This is a genomic window from Rathayibacter sp. AY1E3 (assembly GCF_002932235.1).
Lineage (GTDB): Bacteria > Actinomycetota > Actinomycetes > Actinomycetales > Microbacteriaceae > Rathayibacter.
On record NZ_PSVN01000014.1, the window covers coordinates 1 to 23,736 of the forward strand.

Genomic DNA, 23,736 nt, shown 5'->3' on the forward strand with positions numbered 1-23,736 from the left:
GTGTTGCCGAGCACGCTCGAGACGGTGTTCGTGAGCACGTTGGCCACGCCGCCCACGTCGTTGGCGAGGCGCGACTGGATGACGCCGGGCGGGGCTAGGGTCGAGCCGTGAGCAGGATGGGTGACGTCGCGGCAGGCGGCGGGATGCGCGGAGGGGCGCGCGGCGGGAGGATCTCGAGCAGCGATCCGGACAGCCAGCGGGAGATCAACGCGGCGGCTCCGAAGGTCGACGACCTGCTCCGGCGCATCGCGGGACTCTTCCGCGACCACCGCCCCAAGCTCACGCTCACCGTGATCCTCGTGCTCGTCGGCGCCGCCCTCACGGTGGTGCCGCCGCTCCTCACCCAGCTGGCCTTCGACCGCGGGCTCTTCCCGCCCGGCGGACGCCCGAACCTCCCGGTGCTGCTCGAGCTGGTCGGCGTCATGGTGCTGGTCTGGGCGTTCTCGGCGATCCTCGGCGTCTGGCAGACCTACCTCACCGCGACCGTCGGCAACACGGTCATGGGGGAGCTGCGCATCCGCCTCTTCCGCCACCTGCAGGCGATGGAGCTCGGCTTCTTCACCCGCACCCGCACCGGCGTCATCCAGTCGCGCCTCGCCAACGACGTGGGCGGCGTGGCCAACGTGCTCACGAACACCGTCTCGAGCGTGCTCGGCAACACCGTCACCGTGATCGCGGCCGTCGTCGCGATGCTCCTGCTCTCCTGGCAGATGACGATCGTCGCCCTTGTCCTCACTCCGGTGCTCGTCGTGGCCCAGCGCCGCGTCGGCCAGGTGAGGGCGCGCATCGCGACGAAGACGCAGGAGTCGCTGTCCGAGATGACCGCGATCACCCAGGAGACCCTGAGCGTCTCGGGCATCCTCCTGGCCAAGAGCTTCGGCCGCCAGGAGTCGGAGGTGACGCGCTACGCCGACGAGAACGGCCGCCAGATCGAGCTCCAGGTGCGGCAGCAGATGTCCGGCCAGTGGTTCTTCGCGATGGTGCAGATCTTCCTCTCCGTCATCCCCGTGATCGTGTACCTCGTGGCCGCCTGGCTGATCCTCGGCGGCACCACCGTCACCGCCGGGACCGTCGTGGCCTTCACCACCGTGCAGGCGCGCCTGATGTGGCCGCTCCTGGGCCTGATGCGCGTCGCGCTCGACCTGCAGACGGCCGGAGCGCTGTTCGCCCGCATCTTCGAGTACCTGGACCTGCGCCCGGCGATCACGGACCGGGCCGATGCACGCGAGGTCTCGGGCGAGCTCGGCCGGGTCGAGCTCGACGACGTCGTGTTCCGCTACCCCGACCAGGCGGAGGACGCGCGCCCAACGCTCGACCACGTCTCGGTCGCGATCGAGCCGGGCCAGTTCGTCGCCTTCGTCGGTCCCTCCGGCGCGGGCAAGACCACCATCTCGTATCTCGTCCCGCGCCTCTACGACGTGGCCGGGGGAGCGGTGCGCTTCGCCGGTACCGACGTGCGCGAGCTGCGGCAGGAGTCGCTCGTGGCGCACATCGGCATCGTCAGCCAGGAGACCTACCTCTTCCACGCGACGATCGGCGACAACCTCCGCTACGCCCGCCCGGACGCGACGCAGGAGGAGCTGGAGGCGGCCGCCCGCGCCGCGAACATCCACGCGACGATCACGTCGTTCCCCGACGGCTACGACACGCTGGTCGGCGAGCGCGGCTACCGGCTCTCCGGAGGCGAGAAGCAGCGGCTCGCGATCGCGCGCGTCCTGTTGAAGGACCCGGCGGTCCTCATCCTCGACGAGGCGACCAGCGCCCTCGACACCGTCTCGGAGCGGATCGTCCAGACCGCGCTCGACGACGCCGCCCGCGGTCGCACCACCATCGCGATCGCTCACCGGCTCTCGACCATCGTGTCGGCCGACGTCATCCACGTCGTCGAGGGCGGCCGGATCGTCGAATCGGGCACCCACCGCGAGCTGCTCGGCCTCAGCGGACTCTACGCCTCGCTCTACGCGCAGCAGACGGAGTCGGCCCTCCAGGGCTGAGCCGCGGATCGGCGGCCGGACTTCGCGGGGCTACTCGCAGCCGACGCCGTCTGAGTCGCCGGGCCCCGTGCACGACGTCGGCGGAGAGCACGTGCCCCTCCCGGGTGGGGAGGCGCACCACTCTCAGCCGCTGTCGTGCGCGCCGGAGGCGGTCACTCCGCCGGGCGGTCCTCGAGCATCTGCTCCATCAGCGAGATCTCGGCCTCCTGGGCCTTCACGACGGAGGAGGCGAAGTCGGTGGCGACCGTCACGCGGCTCCGGGCGAGCAGCGCCTCGGCCATGTCGATCGCGCCGCGGTGGTGGGCGATCATCAGCTCGAGGAACATCCGGTCGAAGTCGCGGCCCGACGCGCTGCTGAGGGCGGTGATCTGGTCCGGTGTCGCGAGACCGGGCATGCTCGCGGGCACGACGCCGTCCTCGGTCCCCATCCCCATCGACGAGTGCTCGTCGGCGGCTCCGGCCAGGGTCGGCCGGCCCATCCAGGTCATCGAGGGCTCCGGAGCAGCCTGCGGCAGGCCCCACGAGTTCAGCCAGCCGAAGAGCTGCCCGGCCTGCTGCTGCTGGGTGAGCAGGATGTCCTTCGAGACGGTGAGGACCTCGTCGTCGGCGCTGCGCTCGCGGGCGATCATCGCCAGCTCGGCGCCCTGCAGGTGGTGCACCTGCATGTCGCGCGCGAAGCCCGCTTCGGCGCTGGCGCTCGAGGGCGTCGCCGCGGAGGCGAACGGGGCGAGCGCGCCGAAGAGGTAGCCGCCGGCCGCCCCGAGGAGGAGCGCGACCACGGCGACCGCGGCGACGAGGATCCGGCCCCTACTGCTTGCCGGGCGCATCGATCCCTCCGGTGCAAGGGGCGCCGGGCTCCGGAGCGCTCGAGGACTGCCAGAAGCGCTCGACGAAGGCGTCGATGCGGGGGTCCTCGGGCGAGTCGATCGCGACCTGGGCGTCCCAGGCGCTCAGCACGATGGGCGACTCGAGGCCCTCGTAGGGCGAGACGACGGAGTAGGTGTCGGGCATCGCGGCGATCAGCGCGTCGACCTCGCTCTGCGGGAGCTCGGGGTCGTACGTGGCCCAGACGGCGCCGTGCTCGAGGTCGTGCACCGCGTTCTCGTTCGGGACGGGCTCGTCGTAGACGCCGCAGTTCATCCACACGGCGTTGTGCGGGCCGCCCGCCGGCGGGGTCTGCGGGTAGTCGACGGCGCCGGCGACGTGGGTGGCGTCGTTGTCGAAGGTCTGCAGGCCGTCGATCTCGCGCGCCTCGACGATCTGCTGGTTCCCGAAGACGGTGACCGCGACGATCCCGCCGACCGCGAGGACGGCCAGGGCCGACAGCGACCAGATCCAGATGCGGGAGCCGCGCTTGCGGCGGTCCTGCTCGCGCTTGTAGGCCTCGAGCTTCTCCTGTCGGGCGCGATTCTTGGCGGACATCGTGTCTTTGGGCACGGCGGCGTCTCTCGTTCTGAGGGCGGAAGGCGCCTGGGGCGGGCGCAGGCGCCTGAGAGGCGCTCTCAGAGGATAACGAGCGAGGCTTCGGATCGGATCAATGCGCGGTCAGGGGGATCTCGATGCGCCCGAGGAGCGGGCCGCTCGATCAGCGGGAGAGGAGGCCGCGGAGGAGTGGGACGGCGCGCCGCCGCTCCGCTCAGGGGGCGAAGGTGAGCCAGAGCAGCAGGCCGTTCAGGACGATGAGGAAGACGGCGGCCAGAGCGGCGGCGAGGGTGGTGAACCAGCGGTTCGTCTGGTCGCCCATCAGGCGGCGGTCGCATGTCAGGATCACGAGCGGCACGAGCGCGAAGGGGATGCCGAACGACAGGACCACCTGGCTGAGCACCAGCGCGCGCGTCGGGTCGAAGCCGATCGCGAGCACCAGGAGCGCCGGGATCAGCGTGACCAGACGACGGGCGACGAGCGGCACCCGCACCTGGAGCAGACCGTGCATGATCTCGGCCCCCGCGTACGCGCCGACCGAGGTCGAGGCGAGGCCGGAGGCGAGCAGGCCGACGGCGAACAGGGTCGCGACCACCGGGCCGAGCGCCGCTCCGATGGCCGCGTGGGCGCCCTCGAGGCTGTCGGTCCCGGCGACTCCCGCGAGGGAGTGCGCGGCGAGGAGCAGGATCGCGAGGTTCACGGTGCCGGCGATGGCGAGGGCGATCGTCACGTCGATCCGGGTGGCGACCAGGATCCTCCGGCGCGCGCCGACGCCCTCGACGTGGCCGAAGCGGTCGCGGGCGAGCGCGGAGTGGGCGTAGATCGCGTGGGGCATGACGGTCGCGCCGAGGATCGAGGCGGCGAGCAGCACCGACTCCGAGCCCTCGAAGCGCGGCACGAGACCGGCGACGGTCGCGCCCGCGTCCGGCGGATCGACGACCACGCCGACCGTGAAGCCGACGGCGATCAGCACCATCAGCGCCGTGATCACCCGCTCGAACGGCTGCGCCCCGCCCCGCGTCTGCACGAGCAGCAGCACCAGCGAGACCGCGCCGGTGACCACGCCGCCGGCCAGCAGCGGCAGTCCGAAGAGCAGGTTCAGCGCGATCGCGCCGCCGATCACCTCGGCCAGGTCGGTCGCCATCGCCACCGTCTCGGCCTGCAGCCAGTAGGCCCGGCGGCCCCAGCGGCCGCGCAGGCGGTCGCCGAGCAGCTCGGGGAGGCTGCGGCCGGTCATCAGGCCGAGCTTCGCCGAGAGGTACTGGATGAGCCAGGCCATCAGGTTGCCGAGCACCACCACCCAGACCAGGAGGTAGCCGAACCGGGCGCCGGCCGTCATGTTGCTGGCGACGTTGCCCGGGTCGAGGTAGGCGACTCCGGCGACCAGCGCCGGACCGAGCAGGCGGAGGAGGTGGATGTCGGCCGGACGCCGCGGCGGTGCGGCGATCGGTGAGGTCATTCGGGGTCCGTTCCGGGTCGACCGCGGCGCTCGCGGACCCCCACGATAGGGCACCGGCGCGACCGGCGGCACTCCCCTCCCGAGACCGCTCCCTGTGCCTCCGCCCACCCCCGTCACACGCCCGCAGCCGGTTGCTACGCTGGCGGGATGAGCCTGGATCGCGCCCTTCCCGCACGCCCGGAGACCGGGATGGCCTACGCCGATTCGGTGCTCGACCTCATCGGCGACACCCCGCTGGTGAAGCTGGGTCCGGTCGCGGCGGGCGTGCAGGCGACCGTGCTGGTCAAGGTCGAGTACCTGAACCCCGGCGGCTCGTCGAAGGACCGCATCGCGACCCGCATCATCGACGCCGCCGAGCGCGACGGGCTGCTGAAGCCCGGCGGCACCATCGTGGAGCCGACCAGCGGCAACACCGGCATCGGCCTCGCCCTCGTCGCGCAGCAGCGCGGCTACCGCTGCGTGTTCGTGCTGCCGGACAAGGTGGGGGAGGACAAGCGCAACGTCCTCACCGCCTACGGGGCCGAGATCGTCGTGACGCCGACGGCCGTCGCTCCGGAGGACCCCGCCTCCTACTACTCCGTCTCGGACCGCCTCGCCCGCGAGATCCCCGGCGCCTTCAAGCCCAACCAGTACGCGAACCTCAACGGACCGCTCAGCCACTACGAGACCACGGGCCCCGAGATCTGGCGCGACACCGCCGGCCGGCTCACCCACTTCGTCGCGGGAGTCGGCACGGGCGGCACCATCAGCGGCGCCGGCCGCTACCTCAAGGAGGTGTCGGAGGGCCGCGTGCAGATCGTCGGCGCCGACCCCGAGGGCTCCGTCTACTCGGGCGGCGGCGGTCGCCCGTACCTGACCGAGGGCGTCGGCGAGGACTTCTGGCCGAGCGCGTACGACCCGAGCGTGGTCGACCGGATCATCGCCTCCAGCGACGCCGAGTCGTTCGCGATGACCCGCCGCCTCGCCCGCGAGGAGGGGCTGCTCGTCGGCGGATCGAGCGGGCTCGCCGTCTCCGTCGCGCTCAAGGCAGCCGCCGGTCTCGGGCCGGACGACGTGGTCGTCGTGCTCCTGCCGGACGGCGGGCGCGGCTACCTCGGCAAGATCTTCAACGACCGCTGGATGCGCTCCTACGGCTTCCTCGAGATGCGCGACGAGGGCACCGTCCGCGACGTGCTCCGCGCGAGGGCGGCGAGCGGGCAGGCCGACCTCCCGGCGCTCGTGCACGCGCACCCGACCGACACGATCCGCGACGCGATCGGCATCATGACCGAGTACGGCGTCTCGCAGCTCCCGGTGCTGACCGCCGAGCCGCCGGTCGTGATGGGCGAGGTCGTCGGAGCCGTCGACGAGCGCGAGCTGCTCGACCGCGTCTTCGCCGGATCCGCCTCGATGAACGACCCGCTCGGCGACTGCGTGGGCGACGCGCTCGCGCTGATCGGGCTCGGCGAGAGCATCACCGCCGCCCGCGCCGCGCTCACCGAGCACAGCGCCCTCCTCGTCACCGACGAGGGCAAGCCCGTCGCGGTGATCACCCGACAGGACCTCCTCACCTACGCCACGGCCTGACGGCCGCCGCCTCCGCACCTCCGACCCAGGGAGCCCGCACCATGCCCAAGAAGCAGCACTTCGACACCCGCGCCATCCACGCCGGCCAGGAGTTCGATCCGACCACCGGGGCGGTCGTGCCGCCCGTCTACATGACCTCCACGTTCGTCCAGGACGGCATCGGCGGTCTCCGGGGCGGCTACGAGTACGCCCGCTCGGCGAACCCGACGCGCGACTCGCTCCAGGAGCTCATCGCCTCGCTCGAGGGTGCGGACGTCGCCTACTCCTTCTCCTCCGGCCTCGCGGCCGAGGACACCCTGCTGCGCGCCGCCCTCGCGCCCGGCGACCACGTCGTCCTGGGCAACGACGCGTACGGCGGCAGCCACCGCCTGATCGACCGGGTGCACAGCGCCTGGGGCGTGCGCAACACGGCCGTCGACATGTCGAACCTCCGCGAGGTGCAGCGGGCGATCGTCCCCGGTGAGACGAAGATGCTCTGGGTCGAGACCCCGTCGAACCCGCTGATGACCATCAGCGACATCGCCGAGCTCGCCGACCTGGCCCACGCGCACGACCTGATCGTCGTCGTCGACAACACGTTCGCCTCCTCCGCCCTGCAGCAGCCGCTGGCCCTCGGTGCCGACGTGGTCGTGCACTCGACCACGAAGTACCTCGGTGGCCACTCGGACGTCGTCGGCGGCGCGCTCGCCCTGCGCTCGGGGCCGCTGGCCGAGAAGATCGCGTTCCTGCAGTTCGCGGTCGGAGCGATCTCGGGCCCGATGGACGCGTGGCTCACGGTCCGCGGCATCAAGACCCTCGGGGTGCGGATGGAGCGCCACTCCGTCAACGCGCAGGCGGTCGCCGAGTTCCTCGTCGAGCACCCGGCGGTGACGGCCGTGCACTACCCGGGCCTGCCCTCGCACCCCGGCCACGAGCTGGCGAAGCGCCAGATGTCGCGGTTCGGCGGGATGCTCTCGCTCGAGCTCGCGACGCCGCGCGCCGCCCGGAAGTTCGCCGAGTCGACCGAGCTGTTCCAGCTCGCGGAGTCACTGGGCGGCGTCGAGTCGCTGATCGGCTACCCGAGCGAGATGACGCACGCGTCGGTGAAGGGCACGCCGCTGGAGGTCTCGGAGTCGCTGGTGCGCCTCTCGGTGGGCCTCGAGGACTCGTCCGACCTGATCGCGGACCTGTCGGCGGCGCTGCCGAAGAAGTAGAGGCGGGAACGCCGCCCCGCGGGGCGGCATCTCGATGGTGCGCCCGATCCGGCCCCTGCCAGGATCGGGCGCATGACCTCCTCGCGCCGCTTCGTCGACCTCAGCCACACCGTCGCGGACGGGCTGGTGACCTACCCGGGCCTGCCCGCTCCGCGCATCCGGCCGCACCTCACCCGTGAGGCGTCCCGCGCCTCCTACGCACCCGGCACCGAGTTCGCGATGGACGTCATCGAGATGATCGGGAACACGGGCACCTACCTCGACAGCCCGTTCCACCGCTACGAGGGCGGAGCCGATCTCGCCGCTCTCCCGCTCGAGACGCTGGTCGACCTGCCGACCGTCGTGGTCGACGCGACCGGAGCCACCGAACGGGGCATCGGCTCGGACGCGGTCGCGGGACTCGACGTCCGCGGCGCCGCTGTCCTCCTCCGCACCGGCTGGGACGCGCACTTCGCCACGCCCGGGTACGGCAGGGGCGCCCCCTTCCTCAGCGGCGAGGCGGCGGAGGCGCTCGTCGCCGCCGGCGCGGTGCTGGTCGGCATCGACTCGGTGAACATCGACGACACGGAGTCGGGCGGATCGCGGCCCGCGCACTCGGCCCTCCTCGCCGCGGGAGTGCACGTCGTCGAGCACCTCACCGGCCTCGGCGGGCTGCCGGCGACAGGGGCGCGCTTCACCGCCGTGCCGCCGAAGGTGCGGGGCTTCGGGACCTTCCCGGTGCGGGCCTTCGCGGTCGTCGACGGGCCCTGACCGGCGCAGGGCGCCCGGGCGCCTCCGGCTAACCTGGACCGATGCATCCCGCTCTCGCCGCCGTCGGCCGGCGCGTCCGGCCCCGCACGCGCCTCGCGGCGCTGGGCCGTCGTGTCCGCCCCCGCACGCGGCTGCGCTCCGCGGCCCGGGTCGTCCGCTCCGCCCCTCAGCGCCTCTCGGAGCGCCGCGCCGCCGTGATCGCCGCCCGGCCGATCGACCACCCCTCGCCCGCGCTCCGGCGCGAGCTGCTGCTGCTCGATCTGGCCAACCGCTTCTCCCGCCGCTCCGCGGTCGATCCGGCGGGCGAGGTCGTGGTGACGATGACCACGCACGGCGAGCGGCTGCAGCGGGTCCACGTGGCGCTCGAGTCCATCGCCCGCGGCGACGCCCGGCCCGCGCGCCTGGTGCTCTGGCTCGACGACCCGGCCCTGCACGCCGACCTGCCCGCGCCGCTGCGACGCCTCCGCCGCCGCGGCGTCGAGATCCGCCTGGTCGACGGCTACCGCGTGCACACGAAGTACTACCCGCACCTGCTCTCGGGCCGGGCGGGGGAGCGCGACCTCGTCACCTCCGACGACGACATCGTGTACCCGCGCACCTGGCTGAGGGGCCTGCTCGACGCCCGCTCGCGCTACCCACGCGAGACCGTGCTCTGCTACCGCGCCCACCGGGTGGGGATCGTCGACGGCGCCGTGGCTCCGTACACGAGCTGGACGCCGGTCGCCGACACGCGCGCGTCGACCGATGTCTTCGGCACCTCCGTCTCCGGGCAGCTGCTGCCCGCCCCGCTCCTCGGCGAGATCGCCGCGCACGGGGAGGCGTTCCGCGAGATCGCCCCGGACGCCGACGACATCTGGCTGCACGTGCGCGCGGTCGACGCCGGTTACCGGATCGCGCAGATCGAGCCCCGGGCCCAGCTGTTCCCGTTCGTGCCGCGCACGCAGCAGTCCGGGCTCTACCTCGTCAACTACTGGGACGGCGGCAATGACCGCCAGGCCCGCGCGGCCTACACGCCCGAGGTGACGGCGCGGATCGCGGCGGACGCCTCCGCGAGAGGGGAGGTGCGCTGATGCGCCTGCTGTTCGTGAGCAACCTCTATCCGCCCCAGGTGCTCGGCGGATACGAGATGACCTGTGCGCGCGTCGCGGAGGCGATGGCGGCCCGCGGCCACACCGTGCGCGTGCTGACCACGCCGACCTACCTGCCGCCGGAGCCCTCGGGCGTCGAGGTGCACCGCACGCTGAGCCTGCGCACCTACTTCCCGCTGCCGCAGACCGGCGGCGAGATCGCTCAGCTGCTGCACCACGAGAGCGCCGTCTCGCGGTTCGAGAACACCCGCATCCTGCTCGAGGAGCTGCGCGACTTCGCGCCGACCCACGTGGTGGCCTTCAACCTGCTCGGGATCGGCGGCCTCGCGATGATCGACCTGCTGCGGGCGGTGGAGGCGCCGTGGATGTGGAACCTCGGCGACCGCATCCCGAACGCCCTGGTCGACGGGCTGCCCGAGCGCGTGCTCCGCGTCTACGGCGCCCAGGCCCCCGACCACTTCGACCGCGGCGAGATCGTCGCGGTCAGCCGCTCCCTCGTCGACGCGATCGAGGCCGGCGGGCTGAGCCTGGGCGAGGTCGAGGTGATCGGGCGCGGAGTGTCCGTTCCCCCCGACACCGCGGAGCCGCGGCGCTACCGCGAGGGCGGGACCACCCGGTTCACGTTCGCCGCGTCGCTCGGCGAGCACAAGGGCGTCGGGCTGGTGCTGGAGGCGGCGGCGTCTCTCGCGGAGGAGACCCGCGACTTCCGCGTGGACCTCTACGGCGACGGAGACGTGGACGGCTGGCGCGCCCGGGCGGACGAGGCGGGCCTGGCCGGCCTGGTCGAGTTCCACGGAGCGACGCCGCACGCCGAGGTGCTCGCCGCGCACGGCCGCGCCGACGCGTTCCTCTTCCCGACCTGGGCCGGAGAGGCGTTCGGCGTCGCGCCGGTCGAGGCGGCCGCGGCGGGCGCCGTGCCGATCGTGACGGCGGCCAGCGGAGTAGCGGAGTTCCTCATCGACGGCGTCGACTGCATCAAGATCACCCGCTCCGCCCCGGCGCTCCTCGAGGCGATGCGGGACGTGGCGAGCGGGGCGGTGGACCTCGAGGCGCTCGGTCGGCGGGGCCGGGCCGCGGCGCGCGGACCGCTCTCGTTCGAGCGCTCCGTCGAGCTGATCGAGGCCTCGCTCGAGCGCCGCTCCCGGCCGGGCCTCGCCGACCGCCTCGCCGACACCACCCTCGAGGCCGACATCATGGACAAGGATCTGCGGGCGATGGACGTGCTCCACCGCCGCTTCTCCGGACGGGACCACGACGATGACCACTGACCACGACTTCCTCCAGGACCCCGGCTCGGCGCCCACCCGGCTCGGCCGCGGCGGCGTCGTGCTCCGCGACGCCGTGCACCGGCTGGTCGCCCCCTGGTTCGAGCAGGCGCGGCTGCGCACGGAGGAGCTGCGCGCCGAGACGGCGGCCCTGCGCGACGAGGTGGCCGGGCTCCGCGGCGAGCTGAGCGCGGTGCAGGGCGACGTCTCTGTGCTGCGCGACGAGTCGGCGGGCCTCCGGGCGGCGCTGGACGAGCTCAGCGCGTCGGTCGCGGCCGACCGCGCCTCGTCCGAGGCGGCGGGTGCGACGGCCGCCGAGCAGGCCGCCGACACCGCGGCGGCTCTCGACGAGCGCGTCCGCGGGGTCGAGCTCGAACTGCGGGCGGTCACCCGGCGCCTCGCGGAGGCGCTCGACCGCTGAGGCGGCGAGGCCCGGTCCTCGCGGCGATCAGGCGGGGACCGCCGTCCGCGCGAGCAGCTCGGCGATACGACCGGTGCAGCCGCCGCAGCCCGTGCCGGCGCGGGTCGCCCGCCCGACGCAGGCGACCGTCCCGTGTCCCGCCGCAGCCGCATCGGTGATCACCGCCGCCGTCACGCCGTTGCACCAGCAGACCGTGGCATCGGGGGCGAACGGATCGCCGGTCGCCGCGGCGCCCGCATCCGGGGCGTCCAGACGCAGGAGGCTCGACCGGTCCGCCGGCAGCTCCGAGCCCCGCTCGAAGAGGAGGCTGAGCTCGGCGCCGACCCGGGGCAGACCCACCGAGACGAACCCGCGCAGCACTCCTCCTGCGGTCACGAGCTTGGCGTAGCCGCCGCGGGCGGGGTCAGCCCACAGCGTCACCTCGAGGTGCTCCTCGCCCGGGCGGTGCGGGTCCCACGGCTCCGGGGCCACGTCGCCTCCTGCCACGAGGTCGACACCCTCGGCCTTCAGCATCACGACCGCCGGTCGGGCGTCGGGGACGCGCTCCTCGCCGCAGCGGCCCTCAGCCTCCGCCCGGATCCGCGCTGCGAGCCGGTCCGCCTGCTCCCATCCCGGACCGATCAGTCCGCTCGGTCCGCCGGGCACGCGGCCGTCGGGGAGGGCCGAGCCGCGGGGGGCGACGTGCGCGCAGTCGCCGATCGCGAAGACGTCCGGGTCGCTCCAGCTGCGCAGCTGCTCATCGACGAGGATCCCGGTCGAGACGGCGAGCTCCGCGCCCGCGGCCAGCTCGACCCGCGCACCGACACCGCACGAGAGCACCAGCAGATCCCCCTCGATCTGCTTGCCGTCAGCGCAGACGAGCGCCTGGAAGTGCGCACGGCCGCGGTCGTCGTGCGCGAGCAGGACGCTCTCGGACCGGGCGTGCGCCACCATCTCGATGCCGGCCGCGCGGGCGGCCGCGGCCAGCATCCGCCCCCCGCCCGTGTCGAGATTGCGGGCCATCGGGATGTCGCCGTGGAAGACGACCACCACCTGCGCGCCCTGCTCGGCGGCGGCGAGGGCGAACTCGATCCCGAGCACTCCCGCCCCGAGCACGACGAGGCGAGCGCCGGAGCGCACGGCCTCGCGGACCACCCGGGCGTCGGCCAGGTCTCGCAGCGCCACCACCCTCTCCGGGAGGGGCCGGGAGCCCGCGTCGAGCGACTCCGGATCGGCGGCGCGCACCGTCCGCTCACGTCGGGCCCGCTCCATCCCGGCGAGGGTCGGCACGTTCGCCCGGGCGCCGGTCGCCAGGACGAGGCGGTCGTAGGGGAGCCGCTCGCCGTCGTGCAGCCGCACGACGTTCCGCGCGCGGTCGATCCCCACGACGGCCGCTCCCAGGCGCAGGACGACGCCCGCCGCCTCCGCCGCCGTCCGGTCGCCGAGGTCGAGGCGCTCGCGGGTCGCCCGGCCGACGGCGTACTCCGCGAGCAGGACACGGTTGTAGGGGTCGTCGCCCTCGGCGCCGACGACCGTCAGCGCGACCAGACCGGCCCGCACGGCCGGCAGCAGCTCCTCGACGAAGCGCGAGCCGACGGGTCCGTAGCCGATCAGGACGATCCGCTCGGGAGGTGTCTCAGGCATGTGCCGTCCCTTCCGCGCGGACCCAGACCCGCGTGCGCTTGAACTCGGGCATCGACGACACCGGGTCCACGACGGCCTCGGTGAGGAGGTTCGCGCACTGCTCACCCGCGTAGTGGAAGGGCAGGAACACCGTGTCGTGGCGGATGTCCGCGGTGACGCTCGCGCGGGCGCGGACCACGCCGCGCGCGTTCCCGATCGCCACAGGTGCTCCGTCGCTGACGCCGAGCCGGGAGGCGGTCGCCGGGTGGATCTCGAGTCGAGCCTCCGGGCGGGCCGCATCGAGCTCCGCGACCCGCCGGGTCTGGGTGCCCGACTGATACTGCTGGAGGTAGCGGCCGGTCACCAGGGTCAGCTCCTCGCCGCGGTCCACGACGTCAGGGACGGCGGGGATGACGGCGACCAGGCGCGCCCGGCCGTCGGGGTGCCCGAAGCGCTCAGCGAAGAGGCGCGGCGTCCCCGTGCCGCCCGCGGGGTAGGGCCAGTGGGCGGCGATCCCGGTGTCGAGCAGGGCGTGCGAGAGGCCGGAGTAGTCGGCCACGCCTCCCGCGGACGCGCGGGCCAGCTCGTCGAACACCTCCGCGGGGACGGTCGACCAGCTCGAGGGGGCGTCGAGACGGCGCGCCAGTTCGCTCATGATCCAGAGCTCGCTGCGCACTCCCGCCGGCGGGTCGATCGCCCGGCGGCGGCGGAGCACCCGGCCCTCGAGCGAGGTCATCGTGCCCTCCTCCTCCGCCCACTGCGGCACCGGGAGCACCACATCGGCCAGCGCGGCGGTCTCGGAGAGGAAGAAGTCGCAGACGACCAGCGTGTCCAGGGCCTCGAGCCCGGCGCGGACGGCGTCGGCGTCCGGAGCCGAGACGACCACGTTGGAGCCGTGCACCAGCAGGCAGTGCACGGAGCGTCCGAGCTCGGCGAGCAGGGCGGTGGCGGGCAGGCCCGGGCCGGGGATCGATTCGGGCGTCACGTCCCAGACGGCGGCGACGTGGCGCCGCGCCTCCGGATCGCGGATGGAGCGGTACCCCGGGAGCTGATCGGCCTTCTGGCCGTGCTCGCGTCCGCCCTGGCCGTTGCCCTGACCGGTGAGCGTGCCGTACCCCGACCCCTCGCGACCCACCAGGCCGAGCACGAGAGCGAGGTTGATCGCGGCGGTCGCGGTGTCGGTGCCGTCGACGTGCTGCTCGACCCCGCGGCCGGTCAGCACGAACGACCGCCCCGCGGCGAGCCGGCGCGCGAGGGAGCGGAGGAGCGTGGTCGGCACGCCCGTGACCGCGGACGTGCGCTCCGGCCACCACGCCGAGACGCTGCGGCGCACCGCCTCGGCGCCGGTCGTGCGCGCGGCGAGGTAGGCGGTGTCGGCGAGGCCCTCGGCGAAGACAAGGTGGATCAGCCCGAGCAGGAGCGGCAGATCCGTCCCGGGAGCGGGCTGCAGATGCGTGCCGGCGCCGTCCTCCGTCAGCCGCGCGGTGGCCGAGCGGCGCGGGTCGACGACCACCAGGCCGCCCCGCGAGCGGGCACCGGCGAAGTGGGCGAGAAGCGGCGGCATCGTCGCGGCGACGTTCGAGCCCAGGAGCAGGATCGTGTCGGCGTCGTCGAGGTCGGACACCGGGAACGGCAGTCCGCGATCGACGCCGAAGGCGCGGTTGCCGGCCGCCGCGGCCGAGGACATGCAGAAGCGGCCGTTGTAGTCGATCCGGGAGGTGCCGAGAGCGATCCGAGCGAACTTCCCGAGCTGGTAGGCCTTCTCGTTGGTGAGGCCCCCGCCGCCGAAGACGGCCACCGCGTCGGCGCCGTGCCGCTCCCGGACGCCGCGCACCGCCCCGGCGACCGCGTCGAGCGCCTCCTCCCACGACGCCTCCGCGAGGACGCCGTCGGCGCCGCGCAGCAGCGGGGAGACCAGGCGCTGTCCGCTCGCCAGCAGCTCGGCGGAGGTCCAGCCCTTGGCGCAGAGCCCGCCCCGGTTCGTCGGGAACTCCCTCCCCTCGACCGCCACGGGTACGGGGCCCGCCGCGGGTGTCAGCGTCATCGCGCACTGCAGAGCGCAGTACGGGCAGTGGGAGTCGGTCGGGGCGGGGGCGCTCATCGTCAGATCCGGGTCCCCGTCTTCGCGGCGAGGCGGAGGTAGACGCCGGCCGTGATCGCGAGCATCACCGCGTAGGCGCCGACGAACCAGCCCAGCGCCGTGGTGTAGTCGCCGAACTCGGTCTTGGAGAAGCCGAGCAGCTGGGGGATCACGAAGCCGCCGTACGCGCCGATCGCCGAGATCAGGCCGAGCGCCGCGGCGGACGTGCGCTGGGCGCCGATGCCGTCGTCGCCGCGCTGGCGGGCGCGGAGGGCGAACACCGTGGGGATCATGCGGTAGGTCGCGCCGTTGCCGATACCGGCCGCCGAGAAGAGCACGAGGAAGCAGGCGAGGAAGAGCCAGAAGCTGCCGAGCGGCAGTGTCGCGATCACGCCGAGGATCCCGGCGCCCATGGCGACGAAGGCGAGGACCGTGACAGGCGCTCCGCCGAAGCGGTCGGCCAGACGGCCGCCGGAGGGGCGGGACAGCGAGCCCACCAGGGAGCCGAGGAACGCGAGGCCGACCGTCGCCGAGCCGACGGCGAAGCCGGAGAACTCGGGGAAGGTGTCGGCGATGAGCTTCGGGAACACGCCGGCGAATCCGATGAAGGACCCGAAGGTGCCGATGTAGAGCACGGCCAGCAGCCAGAGGTGCGGCTCGCGGAGCGCGGCGAGGGAGGCGGCGACGTCGGACTTCGCGGTCGAGAGGTTGTCCATGCGCTTGGCGGCGCCGATCATCGCCACGACGATCAGGGGGACCCAGAGGAAGCCGGCGATCGGCAGGTTCAGCGTGGCCGCGGCGCCGACGGTGATCGCGATCGGCACGACGAGCTGCGCGACGGAGGCGCCCAGGTTGCCGCCCGCGGCGTTGAGCCCCAGAGCCCAGCCCTTCTGCGCGTGCGGGTAGAAGAAGGTGATGTTCGCCATCGAGCTGGCGAAGTTGCCGCCGCCGAAGCCGGCGAGCGCGGCCACCAGGAGCATGACGCCGAACGGGGTCTCCGGATTCGAGACCGCGATGCCGAGTCCGACGCTCGGGATCAGCAGGAGGCCCGCCGACACGATCGTCCAGTTGCGGCCGCCGAAGCGGGGGACCATGAACGTGTACGGGATCCGCAGGGTGGCGCCGACGAGGCTCGGCATCGAGATGAGCCAGAAGATCTGCCCGGTGTCGAAGGCGAACCCGGCCGCCGGCAGCGAGACGACGACGACCGACCAGAGCTGCCAGACGACGAAGCCGAGGAACTCGGCGAAGATCGACCACCTCAGATTGCGAGCGGCGACGGAGCGTCCCTCCGCCTCCCACTGGGCGGGGTCCTCGGGGTTCCAGCCGTCGATCCAGCGGCCCGGCCGTCGGATGATGCCGGTGGATGTGGCGGCGGTCGTGGGGACGGTGGTCGGGGGTGCAGCAGTCATCGTGGTCCTCCGGAGGGTGGGCGGCGCGCGCGAGGGCGCGCTCGGGACGGGGAGGTGGAGCGGTGGTGGTGCGGGGAGGAGGCGTCAGGCGTTGCGCCCGAACAGCTCCGAGACGATGTCGACCAGCTCGCGGGCGGGCGGATCGACGGCGGTGAGGAGGGGAGCGGAGGCGAGGTCGGCCCCCGCGGAGGCGGCCAGGCCGGCGAAGTAGCCGGGCGCGAGCAGGTAGGTGGCGACCACGACGCGCGCGCCGGGGTGGGCGGCGCGCTCGGCGGCGACCGCCTCCGCGATCCGCGGCTCGGCGGCCGAGATGAACGAGGTGCTCACCTCGCGGCCGAGCTCGGCGGCGAGGAGGCGGCCGGTGGTCCAGCAGTCCGCGACGGCACCGGCGTCGCTCGAGCCGGCAGCGGCGAGCACGACGCGGTCGCCGTCGTCGAGCCCTGCCTCGTGGAGCCGGCGGGCGAGCACGCGCGCCAGGCGGGGATCGGGTCCGAGCGCGCCCGAGACCCGCACCGGCCGCTCCGCCTCCGCCGCGGCCTCGGCGAGGTCGACGTGCACGTGGTAGCCGGCCGAGAGCAGCAGCGGCACGACCACCGCCGGCCGGCCCGGCTCGAGAGAGCCCAGGGTCGCGGGGACGTCGGGCTGCTGCACGTCGACGAAGGAGTCGAGCACGTCCAGCGCCGGGTTGGCCCGGCGGACCGCCTCGACCAGCGCGGCGACGGCACGCCTCCCGTCGTCGTCGGAGGTCCCGTGGGACGCGGCGACCAGAGCGGTCCGCTGGGCGACCTCGATCGTGCCGTCGCTCTCGCGCACCTGCCAGGTGGCGAGGTGCAGCTCCGCTCGTGTGAAGCAGGCGCCGGTCTCGAGGTCGAAGACGTCCTTGTGCAGGGGGGAGGCGATCGTGGGCCGCTGCACCCCGTCGACCAGACGCGAGCCGACGATGCCGCGTGAGAGCACGGCGGCGCCGGTCGCGGGGTCGAGGTTCGAGACGGCCCGCACCCGCCCGTCGGGCAGGAGGAACAGGGCGAGCTGCACACCGCCGACCAGGGCGGCCTCGCCCCAGAGCGGCTCGAGGTCGCCGACGGCGCAGACCGGCACCCAGGTGGTGGCGGTCGCGGGGGCGAGCCGATCGAGGAGGGTCATCGCTGCGCCTTCTTCCTGCGGGTGGGCCACCGCATCCGGTCGGACGCGATGAGGCAACGGTAGGGATCGCGCGTTTCGTGCGAGCACGCCTCCGGTGTCGCGGGCGTAACGAAGCCCTCACGGCCTGCGGCGCTCGCCGAGAGGCGCGCGTCACACGCTGTTACACAGGGGCAACGGCGGGGAAACGGGCCGTCCCTACGGTGGACGTCATGACTCCTGGAGCGAACCCCGCCGCCCGGCCCCGACGCGTGCTCGTCGTCGGAGCGGGACCCGCCGCGCACCGCCTGGTCGACGCGCTCGTCGCCCGGGCCGGCGACCAGGCGCTGGAGATCACCGTCCTCGGCGAGGAGGTGCACCGTCCCTACGACCGCGTCGCACTCTCGAAGCGCCTCGACGGCGAGCACGACCTGACTCTGGGCGACGGCGCTCTGTGGGAGTCGGCGCGGCTGATCACCTCCTCCCGTGTAGTCGCGATCGATCCCGACCGCCTGCGCGTCGAGCTCGCGGACGGCCGCTCCCTCGAGGGCGACGAGATCGTCCTGGCGACGGGCTCCTCCGCCACGGTCCCGCCGATCGAGGGCGCCGAGCACGGCCGCGTCTACCGCACGCTCGAGGACGTGGACGGGCTCGTCGCCGAGCTCGCCGCGTTCCGCGCCCGGCGCGGACGCCCCGCGATCGTGGTCGTGGTCGGCGGCGGTCTGCTCGGCCTCGAGGCGGCGGGAGGCGCGCACCGGCTCGGTGCGCGCACCGCCCTCGTCCACTCCGGCCGCTGGCTGATGAGCGCGCAGCTCGACGAGGGCGCCGGGCAGGCCCTCGGCCGCATCATCTCGGCGCAGGGGATCGCGCTGCACCTCGGCAACCGGCCCACCGCGATCCTCACCTCGCCGACGGGGACGGTGCTCGGCGTCGCGCTGACCGACGGCAGCAGCATCAGCGCCGATCTCGTGGTCTTCTCCATCGGGATCACGGCGCGCGACGAGCTCGCCCGAGCGGTCGGGATCGAGGTCGCACCGCGCGGAGGCGTGGTCGTCGACGAGGCCTGCCGCACCAGCAGGGCGGGAGTCTGGGCCATCGGCGAGGTCGCCGCGATCGCCGGCCGCACGGTCGGGCTCGTCGCACCCGCCAACGCGATGGCGGAGGTGGTCGCCGACCGGATCCTCGGCGGCGACGCGACCTTCCCGGGGGTCGACGACGCCACCAAGCTCAAGCTCTCGGGCGTGGAGGTCGCCAGCTTCGGCGACGCCCTCGGCACCACGGAGGGAGCGCTCGAGGTCGTCTACGCCGATCCGGCCCGCGGTCTCTACCAGAAGGTCGTCGTCTCGGACGATGCGCGCACGCTGCTCGGCGGGATGTTCGTCGGCGACGCGGGCCCCTACTCCTCCCTCCGCCCGCTGCTGGGGCGCGAGCTGCCGGCCGAGCCCGGCGCCTACCTCGCGGCGGCGGGGGCGGAGGCGCCCTCGGGCGACCTTCCGGACGACGCCCAGGTCTGCTCGTGCAACAACGTCTCGGTCGGCGAGGTCCGTCACGCGATCGGCGAGGGGTGCACCGAGCTGGGGCCGCTCAAGGCCTGCACCCGCGCGGGCACCCAGTGCGGATCGTGCGTGCCCCTGGTGAAGAAGCTGCTTGACACGGAGCTGATCCGTGCAGGCGTCGAGGTCTCCCGCGCCCTCTGCGAGCACGTGGCGCTCAGCCGCAGCGAGCTGTTCGAGTCGGTTCGCATCCTCGGGCTGCACTCGGCCGAGCAGGTGATGGAGCGCTTCGGCTCCGGGCTGGGCTGCGACGTGTGCAAGCCGGTGATCGCCTCCGTCCTCGCCACCCAGACGAACGCCTACATCCTCGACGGCGGCCAGGCGCCGCTGCAGGACACCAACGACCGCGCCCTGGCCAACATGCAGAAGGACGGCACCTACTCCGTCGTCCCGCGGATCCCCGGAGGCGAGATCACGCCGGCGAAGCTCAAGGTGATCGCCGAGGTCGCCGAGCAGTACGGCCTCTACACGAAGATCACCGGCGGGCAGCGGATCGACATGTTCGGCGCCCGCCTCGAGCAGCTGCCCGAGATCTGGCGCCTCCTCGTCGACGCCGGCTTCGAGTCGGGTCAGGCGTACGGCAAGTCGCTGCGCACGGTCAAGTCGTGCGTCGGATCGACCTGGTGCCGCTTCGGAGTCCAGGACGCGGTCGGGATGGCGGTCTTCCTCGAGGAGCGGTACCGGGGTCTCCGCTCGCCGCACAAGTTCAAGCTCGGGGTCAGCGGCTGCGCCCGCGAGTGCGCCGAGGCGCGGGGGAAGGACATCGGCGTCATCGCGAGCGACCTCGGCTGGAACCTCTACGTCGGCGGCAACGGCGGCTACCAGCCGGCGCACGCCCAGCTGCTCGCGCAGGACCTCGACGACGAGACCCTGGTGCGCTACATCGACCGCTACGTCATGTACTACGTGCGCACGGCCGAGCGGCTCCAGCGCACCGCCCGCTGGCAGGAGGAGCTCCCCGGCGGACTCGAGCACGTGCGCGAGGTGGTCTGCGAGGACTCGCTCGGCATCGCCGCCGAGCTGGAGGCCGCCATGGCCACGCACGTCGACACCTACGTCGACGAGTGGGCGGCGACCCTCGCCGATCCCGACCGGCTCCGCCGCTTCCGCTCCTTCGTGAACGCCCCGGACACCGCGGATCCGCGCGTCGCGACCGTGCGCGAGCGCGGGCAGGTCCGGCCCGCCGGCCGGGACGAGAGACCGGACGGACCCGTGCTGGTCGCGGGGCCGAGGATCCCCGTCGGTCCGGCCGGGATCGGATCGGACTCGTGATGCAGCTCTCCCTCGACCTCGCCGGACGCCGTGTGCTCGTGATCGGCACCGCCTCCGGAACCCGCCGCGTGCTCGCCCGCTACCGAGCCGCCGGCGCACTCGTCGAGCGGCACGAGGCGGAGGACGCGCTCACCCCGGCGCCCCCGGCCCTGATCGTGTGGGTGGAGGGGCCTGCACCGCTCCGAGCGGCGGCGGCCGAGCTCTGCCCCTGGATCGTCGACGAGGCCCCCGCGCCGACCCGGCCGGTCGGGCACGTCAGCATCGTCGGCGGCGGCCCCGGCGATCCGGATCTGATGACCCTCGCCGCCCGCCGCGCCCTCCGCGACGCGGACGTGGTGCTCTACGACCGGCTCGGTCCGCACGAGGGCCTGGCCGAGTGGGCGCCCGGCGCCGAGCTGATCGACGTCGGCAAGACGCCGGGTCATCATGCGGTGCCGCAGCACGAGATCGAGCGGCTGATGATCGAGCGGGCCCTCGCGGGTCTGGACGTCGTGCGCCTCAAGGGCGGCGATCCGTTCGTGTTCGGCCGCGGGTCGGAGGAGGTGCGCGCGTGCCGGCTCGCCGGCGTCGGCTCCACGGTCGTCCCCGGAGTGACCAGCGCGATCTCGGTGCCCGCCGCCGCCGGGATCCCGGTCACCCACCGCGAGGTCAGCAGGGCCTTCACCGTGGTCTCGGGCCATGCGCCGTTCAGCGAGCAGGAGCTCGGCCATCTGGCCGGGTTGGGCGGGACGATCGTGGTGCTGATGGGCGTGAACACCCTCCCGCACCTCGTCGCCGGGCTGCAGCGCGCCGGGATGCGCGCCGACACGCCCCTCGCGATCGTCGAGCGGGGCTGGTCGCGCGACCAGCGCACGACGGTCTCGTCGGTCGGCGCAGTGCTCGGCCTGCTCGCCGAGCTGGCACCGCGCTCGCCCGCCGTGATCGTCATCGGCGAGGTGGTCCGGCAGGCCGCGTGCCATGATGCGGGGGACCCCGAGAGCATCGCCCGAGCGGTCGATGCACTGACCGCGTGAGACCCCGAGGGGGCCGAGCATGACCGGCACCGATCCCGACGCCGCCGTGGGGTTCCGACCCGACCAGCTGGACGGCTTCCGCATCGGGGTCACCTCCGACCGCCGCTCCGAGGACCTGATCGCCGCGTTCGAGCGCCGCGGTGCCGCCGTGACGCACGCCCCCACCATCCGCATGCGCGGCGTCGACACCGAGGGCGCGCTCGAGGAGGAGACCCGCGCCATCGTCGCCGCCCGTCCCGACGTGCTCCTCGCCACCACCTCCTACGGCCTGCGGCGCTGGCTCGAGGCCGCGGACGCCGCGGGGATCGAGCTGGCCGACGCGCTGTCCTCCGCGCGGATCCTCGTCCGCGGACCCAAGGCGCGCGGAGCGATCCGTGCGGCGGGTCTCGACGACCACGGGATGAGCGAGCGCGAGACGACCACCTCCCTCGTCGACCTGGCCCTGCGCGAGGGCGTCGCCGGCCGCACGATCGCGGTGCAGCTGCACGGATTCACCGACCCGGCTCAGCTGCAGCGTCTCCGCGACGCCGGCGCCCGGGTGCTCACGGCCGCGCCCTACCGCTGGAGCGTGCACGAGGACTCCGCCCGGGTGCTGCGGCTGATCGACGCGGTCTGCGGAGGGGGCATCGACGCCGTCACCTTCACCAGCGCGCCGGCGGTGGAGGCGCTCTTCACGGTCGCGGAGGCCGCGGGCCGCCTCGACGACCTCCAGGCGGCCTTCCGCGAGACGGTGGTCGCCGCCGCCGTGGGCCCCGTGACCGCAGCACCCCTGGTCGAGGCAGGGATCCTCCCGGTCGTGCCGGACCGGTTCCGGATGGGCGCGCTCATCCGCCTGACCTGCGAGCACCTCGAGCAGGCGTCGCCCCGCATCGAGACGGCCTTCGGCACTCTCGAGCTCCGAGGCCGGCACGCCGTCCTGGCCGGGACCCGGGTGGCGCTGACCCCGGTCGCGCTCGCGCTGTTCCGGACTCTCGTCGCCGCCGAGGGCGCGACCGTCGCGCGTCACGTCCTCGCGGCCTCCGCGCCGGAGGTTCTCGACGACCACGCGGTCGACGTCGCCGTCAGCCGCCTCCGTCAGGCCCTCCCCGAACCGCGGCTCGTGGCGACGGTGATCAAGCGCGGCTACCGGCTCGCGACCCCGCTCTGAGCGGCGGCGCAGTGCGGCTGCGGCCCTCTCCACGCGCGTTCGCGCGGCTCCAGGGGTCGATCGGAGGAGGCCGCGACTCCGCTCGTTCGGCACACGCCGCTCACCACGAGTGGACGCGCGACGGGGGCGACGCGACCGAGGTCGCGGACGGGCGACCGCTCGAGGCCGCGCCGGGCGCGGTGCCACACTGAGCGCGTGGGCAGGCTGAGGGTCGTCGTCGCGCCCGACTCCTTCAAGGGGTCGGCGAGCGCGGTCGAGGTCGCGCGGGCGATCGCCGAGGGCTGGAGCGCTGCGCGCGCGGGGGACGAGATCGTCCTCGCGCCGATGGCCGACGGGGGAGAGGGCACGGTCGAGGCCTTCGCGCTCGCGGTCCCGGGGTCGCAGCGGCTGCCGGCCGTCGTGCCCGGCCCGGACTCCCGGCCGGTCCGCGCCTGGTGGCTGCTGCTCCCCGACGGGACAGCCGTCGTCGAGCTCGCCTCCACGAGCGGCATCACGCTGCTCGACCCGCTCCGACCGCTCACCGCGCACACGCGCGGCTTCGGCCGCGCGATCGCCGCCGCCCTCGACGCGGGGGCGTACGCCCTGCTGCTGGCGATCGGCGGCAGCGCCTCGACCGACGGCGGAGTCGGAGCGCTCCGCGAGCTCGGCGCACGCTTCTCCACCACCTCCGGCCGCGACCTCGGCGAGGGAGGCGGTGCGCTGCCCGCGCTCGCCGCCGCCGACCTCCGCGGGCTCCGTCCTCTGCCGCCCGGAGGCGCGGTCGTGCTCAGCGACGTCGCGACCCCGCTGCTCGGCGACTCCGGGGCGGCCCGCGTCTTCGGACCGCAGAAGGGGGCCGGCCCCGAGGACGTCCTCCTCCTCGAGAGCGGCCTCCGCCGTCTCGCTGCGCACCTGGACGCAGATCCCGATGCGCCGGGCTCCGGGGCGGCGGGCGGGACGGGCTTCGGGCTGCTCGCCTGGGGCGCGCGCCCGACCTCCGGCGCCGACGCCGTCGGACGGGCGATCGGGCTCCCGGCGCTCCTCGCGGGCGCGGACGTCGTCATCACGGGGGAGGGGCGCTTCGACGCGCAGTCCGCCGCCGGCAAGGTCCCGGTGTACGTCCTCGCGCTCGCCGAGGCGGCCGGGGCGCGGACGCTCCTCGTCGCCGGGGCGATCGCGGCGCCGACTCCCGGCTTCACCGCGGCGGTGTCGCTGACGGAGGCGGCGGGCTCCTCGTCCGCGGCCCTCGCGGACCCGTTCCCGCACCTGCGCGCCGTCGCCCGGGAGTGGGCCGCGCAGCTCCTCTGACCGTTCGCGGTGTCGGTGGTCGGGCGTACCGTCCGGGCATGCCCCGCGATGCGATCCGACCACCACATCTTGTGGTCGAGCCGCCGCGCGGAC

18 protein-coding genes are annotated in these 23,736 nt (G+C 74.1%); 11 read left to right on the forward strand and 7 right to left on the reverse strand.

The features are described 5' to 3' along the window. The first annotated feature begins 116 nt into the window (after positions 1 to 116). A complete protein-coding gene (locus C5C53_RS12045) occupies positions 117 to 1,994 on the forward strand; it encodes an ABC transporter ATP-binding protein (protein ID WP_104224340.1) in 1,878 nt (625 codons plus the stop codon). A gap of 152 nt (positions 1,995 to 2,146) precedes the next feature. Here C5C53_RS12045 and C5C53_RS12050 read toward each other — a convergent pair whose 3' ends face one another. The 3 genes from C5C53_RS12050 to C5C53_RS12060 form a co-directional block, all read right to left on the reverse strand. After that, positions 2,147 to 2,821, reverse strand: coding sequence for a DUF305 domain-containing protein (locus tag C5C53_RS12050; protein WP_104224341.1), 675 nt, complete (start codon positions 2,819 to 2,821; stop codon positions 2,147 to 2,149). Then, positions 2,802 to 3,431, reverse strand: coding sequence for a DUF3105 domain-containing protein (locus tag C5C53_RS12055; RefSeq protein WP_244230507.1), 630 nt, complete (start codon positions 3,429 to 3,431; stop codon positions 2,802 to 2,804). The genes C5C53_RS12050 and C5C53_RS12055 overlap by 20 nt, the downstream gene beginning before the upstream one ends. A gap of 199 nt (positions 3,432 to 3,630) precedes the next feature. Beyond that, the gene (locus tag C5C53_RS12060; protein ID WP_104224343.1) at positions 3,631 to 4,875 is read right to left on the reverse strand and encodes an Nramp family divalent metal transporter; all 1,245 of its coding nucleotides are present in this window, start codon (positions 4,873 to 4,875) and stop codon (positions 3,631 to 3,633) included. 189 nt (positions 4,876 to 5,064) lie between these two features. On the opposite strand from C5C53_RS12060, the gene C5C53_RS12065 reads away from it, so the two are divergent. From C5C53_RS12065 to C5C53_RS12090, 6 genes are all read left to right on the forward strand, one after another. After that, positions 5,065 to 6,441 carry a cystathionine beta-synthase gene (locus C5C53_RS12065; RefSeq protein ID WP_104224344.1) on the forward strand — a complete coding sequence of 459 codons (1,377 nt, stop codon included), beginning with the start codon at positions 5,065 to 5,067 and terminating at the stop codon, positions 6,439 to 6,441. A gap of 41 nt (positions 6,442 to 6,482) precedes the next feature. After that, positions 6,483 to 7,634, forward strand: a complete 1,152-nt coding sequence (locus C5C53_RS12070; RefSeq protein WP_104224345.1) for a cystathionine gamma-synthase — start codon at positions 6,483 to 6,485, stop codon at positions 7,632 to 7,634. Positions 7,635 to 7,706: 72 nt separating this feature from the next. Continuing rightward, on the forward strand, positions 7,707 to 8,384 hold the full coding sequence (locus C5C53_RS12075) for a cyclase family protein (protein WP_104224346.1): 678 nt from the start codon (positions 7,707 to 7,709) through the stop codon (positions 8,382 to 8,384). 41 nt (positions 8,385 to 8,425) lie between these two features. Continuing rightward, the gene (locus C5C53_RS12080) at positions 8,426 to 9,454 is read left to right on the forward strand and encodes a glycosyltransferase (RefSeq protein ID WP_104224347.1); all 1,029 of its coding nucleotides are present in this window, start codon (positions 8,426 to 8,428) and stop codon (positions 9,452 to 9,454) included. Further along, on the forward strand, positions 9,454 to 10,740 hold the full coding sequence (locus tag C5C53_RS12085) for a glycosyltransferase (RefSeq protein ID WP_104224348.1): 1,287 nt from the start codon (positions 9,454 to 9,456) through the stop codon (positions 10,738 to 10,740). The genes C5C53_RS12080 and C5C53_RS12085 overlap by 1 nt, the downstream gene beginning before the upstream one ends. Beyond that, complete coding sequence (locus C5C53_RS12090) at positions 10,730 to 11,158, forward strand: hypothetical protein (RefSeq protein ID WP_104224349.1); 429 nt, start codon at positions 10,730 to 10,732, stop codon at positions 11,156 to 11,158. The genes C5C53_RS12085 and C5C53_RS12090 overlap by 11 nt, the downstream gene beginning before the upstream one ends. Before the next feature lie 27 nt (positions 11,159 to 11,185). Here the strand turns inward: C5C53_RS12090 and C5C53_RS12095 are convergent, their stop codons facing one another. The 4 genes from C5C53_RS12095 to nirD form a co-directional block, all read right to left on the reverse strand. Then, positions 11,186 to 12,781, reverse strand: coding sequence for an NAD(P)/FAD-dependent oxidoreductase (locus C5C53_RS12095; protein WP_104267662.1), 1,596 nt, complete (start codon positions 12,779 to 12,781; stop codon positions 11,186 to 11,188). Continuing rightward, positions 12,774 to 14,861: a molybdopterin oxidoreductase family protein gene (locus C5C53_RS12100; protein WP_104224351.1), complete on the reverse strand. Its 2,088-nt coding sequence runs from the start codon at positions 14,859 to 14,861 to the stop codon at positions 12,774 to 12,776. The genes C5C53_RS12095 and C5C53_RS12100 overlap by 8 nt, the downstream gene beginning before the upstream one ends. Positions 14,862 to 14,863: 2 nt before the next feature. Beyond that, on the reverse strand, positions 14,864 to 16,252 hold the full coding sequence (locus C5C53_RS12105) for an MFS transporter (RefSeq protein ID WP_104224352.1): 1,389 nt from the start codon (positions 16,250 to 16,252) through the stop codon (positions 14,864 to 14,866). Positions 16,253 to 16,336: 84 nt separating this feature from the next. Next, positions 16,337 to 17,395 (reverse strand): nitrite reductase small subunit NirD, encoded by a 1,059-nt coding sequence (gene nirD / locus C5C53_RS12110; protein WP_104224353.1) that lies wholly within the window; start codon positions 17,393 to 17,395, stop codon positions 16,337 to 16,339. 209 nt (positions 17,396 to 17,604) lie between these two features. On the opposite strand from nirD, the gene nirB reads away from it, so the two are divergent. From nirB to C5C53_RS12130, 4 genes are all read left to right on the forward strand, one after another. Then, positions 17,605 to 20,196: a nitrite reductase large subunit NirB gene (gene nirB, locus C5C53_RS12115; protein WP_104224354.1), complete on the forward strand. Its 2,592-nt coding sequence runs from the start codon at positions 17,605 to 17,607 to the stop codon at positions 20,194 to 20,196. Further along, the gene (gene cobA / locus C5C53_RS12120; RefSeq protein ID WP_104224371.1) at positions 20,196 to 21,209 is read left to right on the forward strand and encodes a uroporphyrinogen-III C-methyltransferase; all 1,014 of its coding nucleotides are present in this window, start codon (positions 20,196 to 20,198) and stop codon (positions 21,207 to 21,209) included. Before nirB ends, cobA begins: the two co-directional genes overlap by 1 nt. Positions 21,210 to 21,228: 19 nt before the next feature. After that, positions 21,229 to 22,356: a uroporphyrinogen-III synthase gene (locus C5C53_RS12125; RefSeq protein ID WP_104224355.1), complete on the forward strand. Its 1,128-nt coding sequence runs from the start codon at positions 21,229 to 21,231 to the stop codon at positions 22,354 to 22,356. Between the two features lie 204 nt (positions 22,357 to 22,560). Continuing rightward, positions 22,561 to 23,643, forward strand: coding sequence for a glycerate kinase (locus C5C53_RS12130; RefSeq protein ID WP_219813978.1), 1,083 nt, complete (start codon positions 22,561 to 22,563; stop codon positions 23,641 to 23,643). Positions 23,644 to 23,736: the final 93 nt, after the last annotated feature.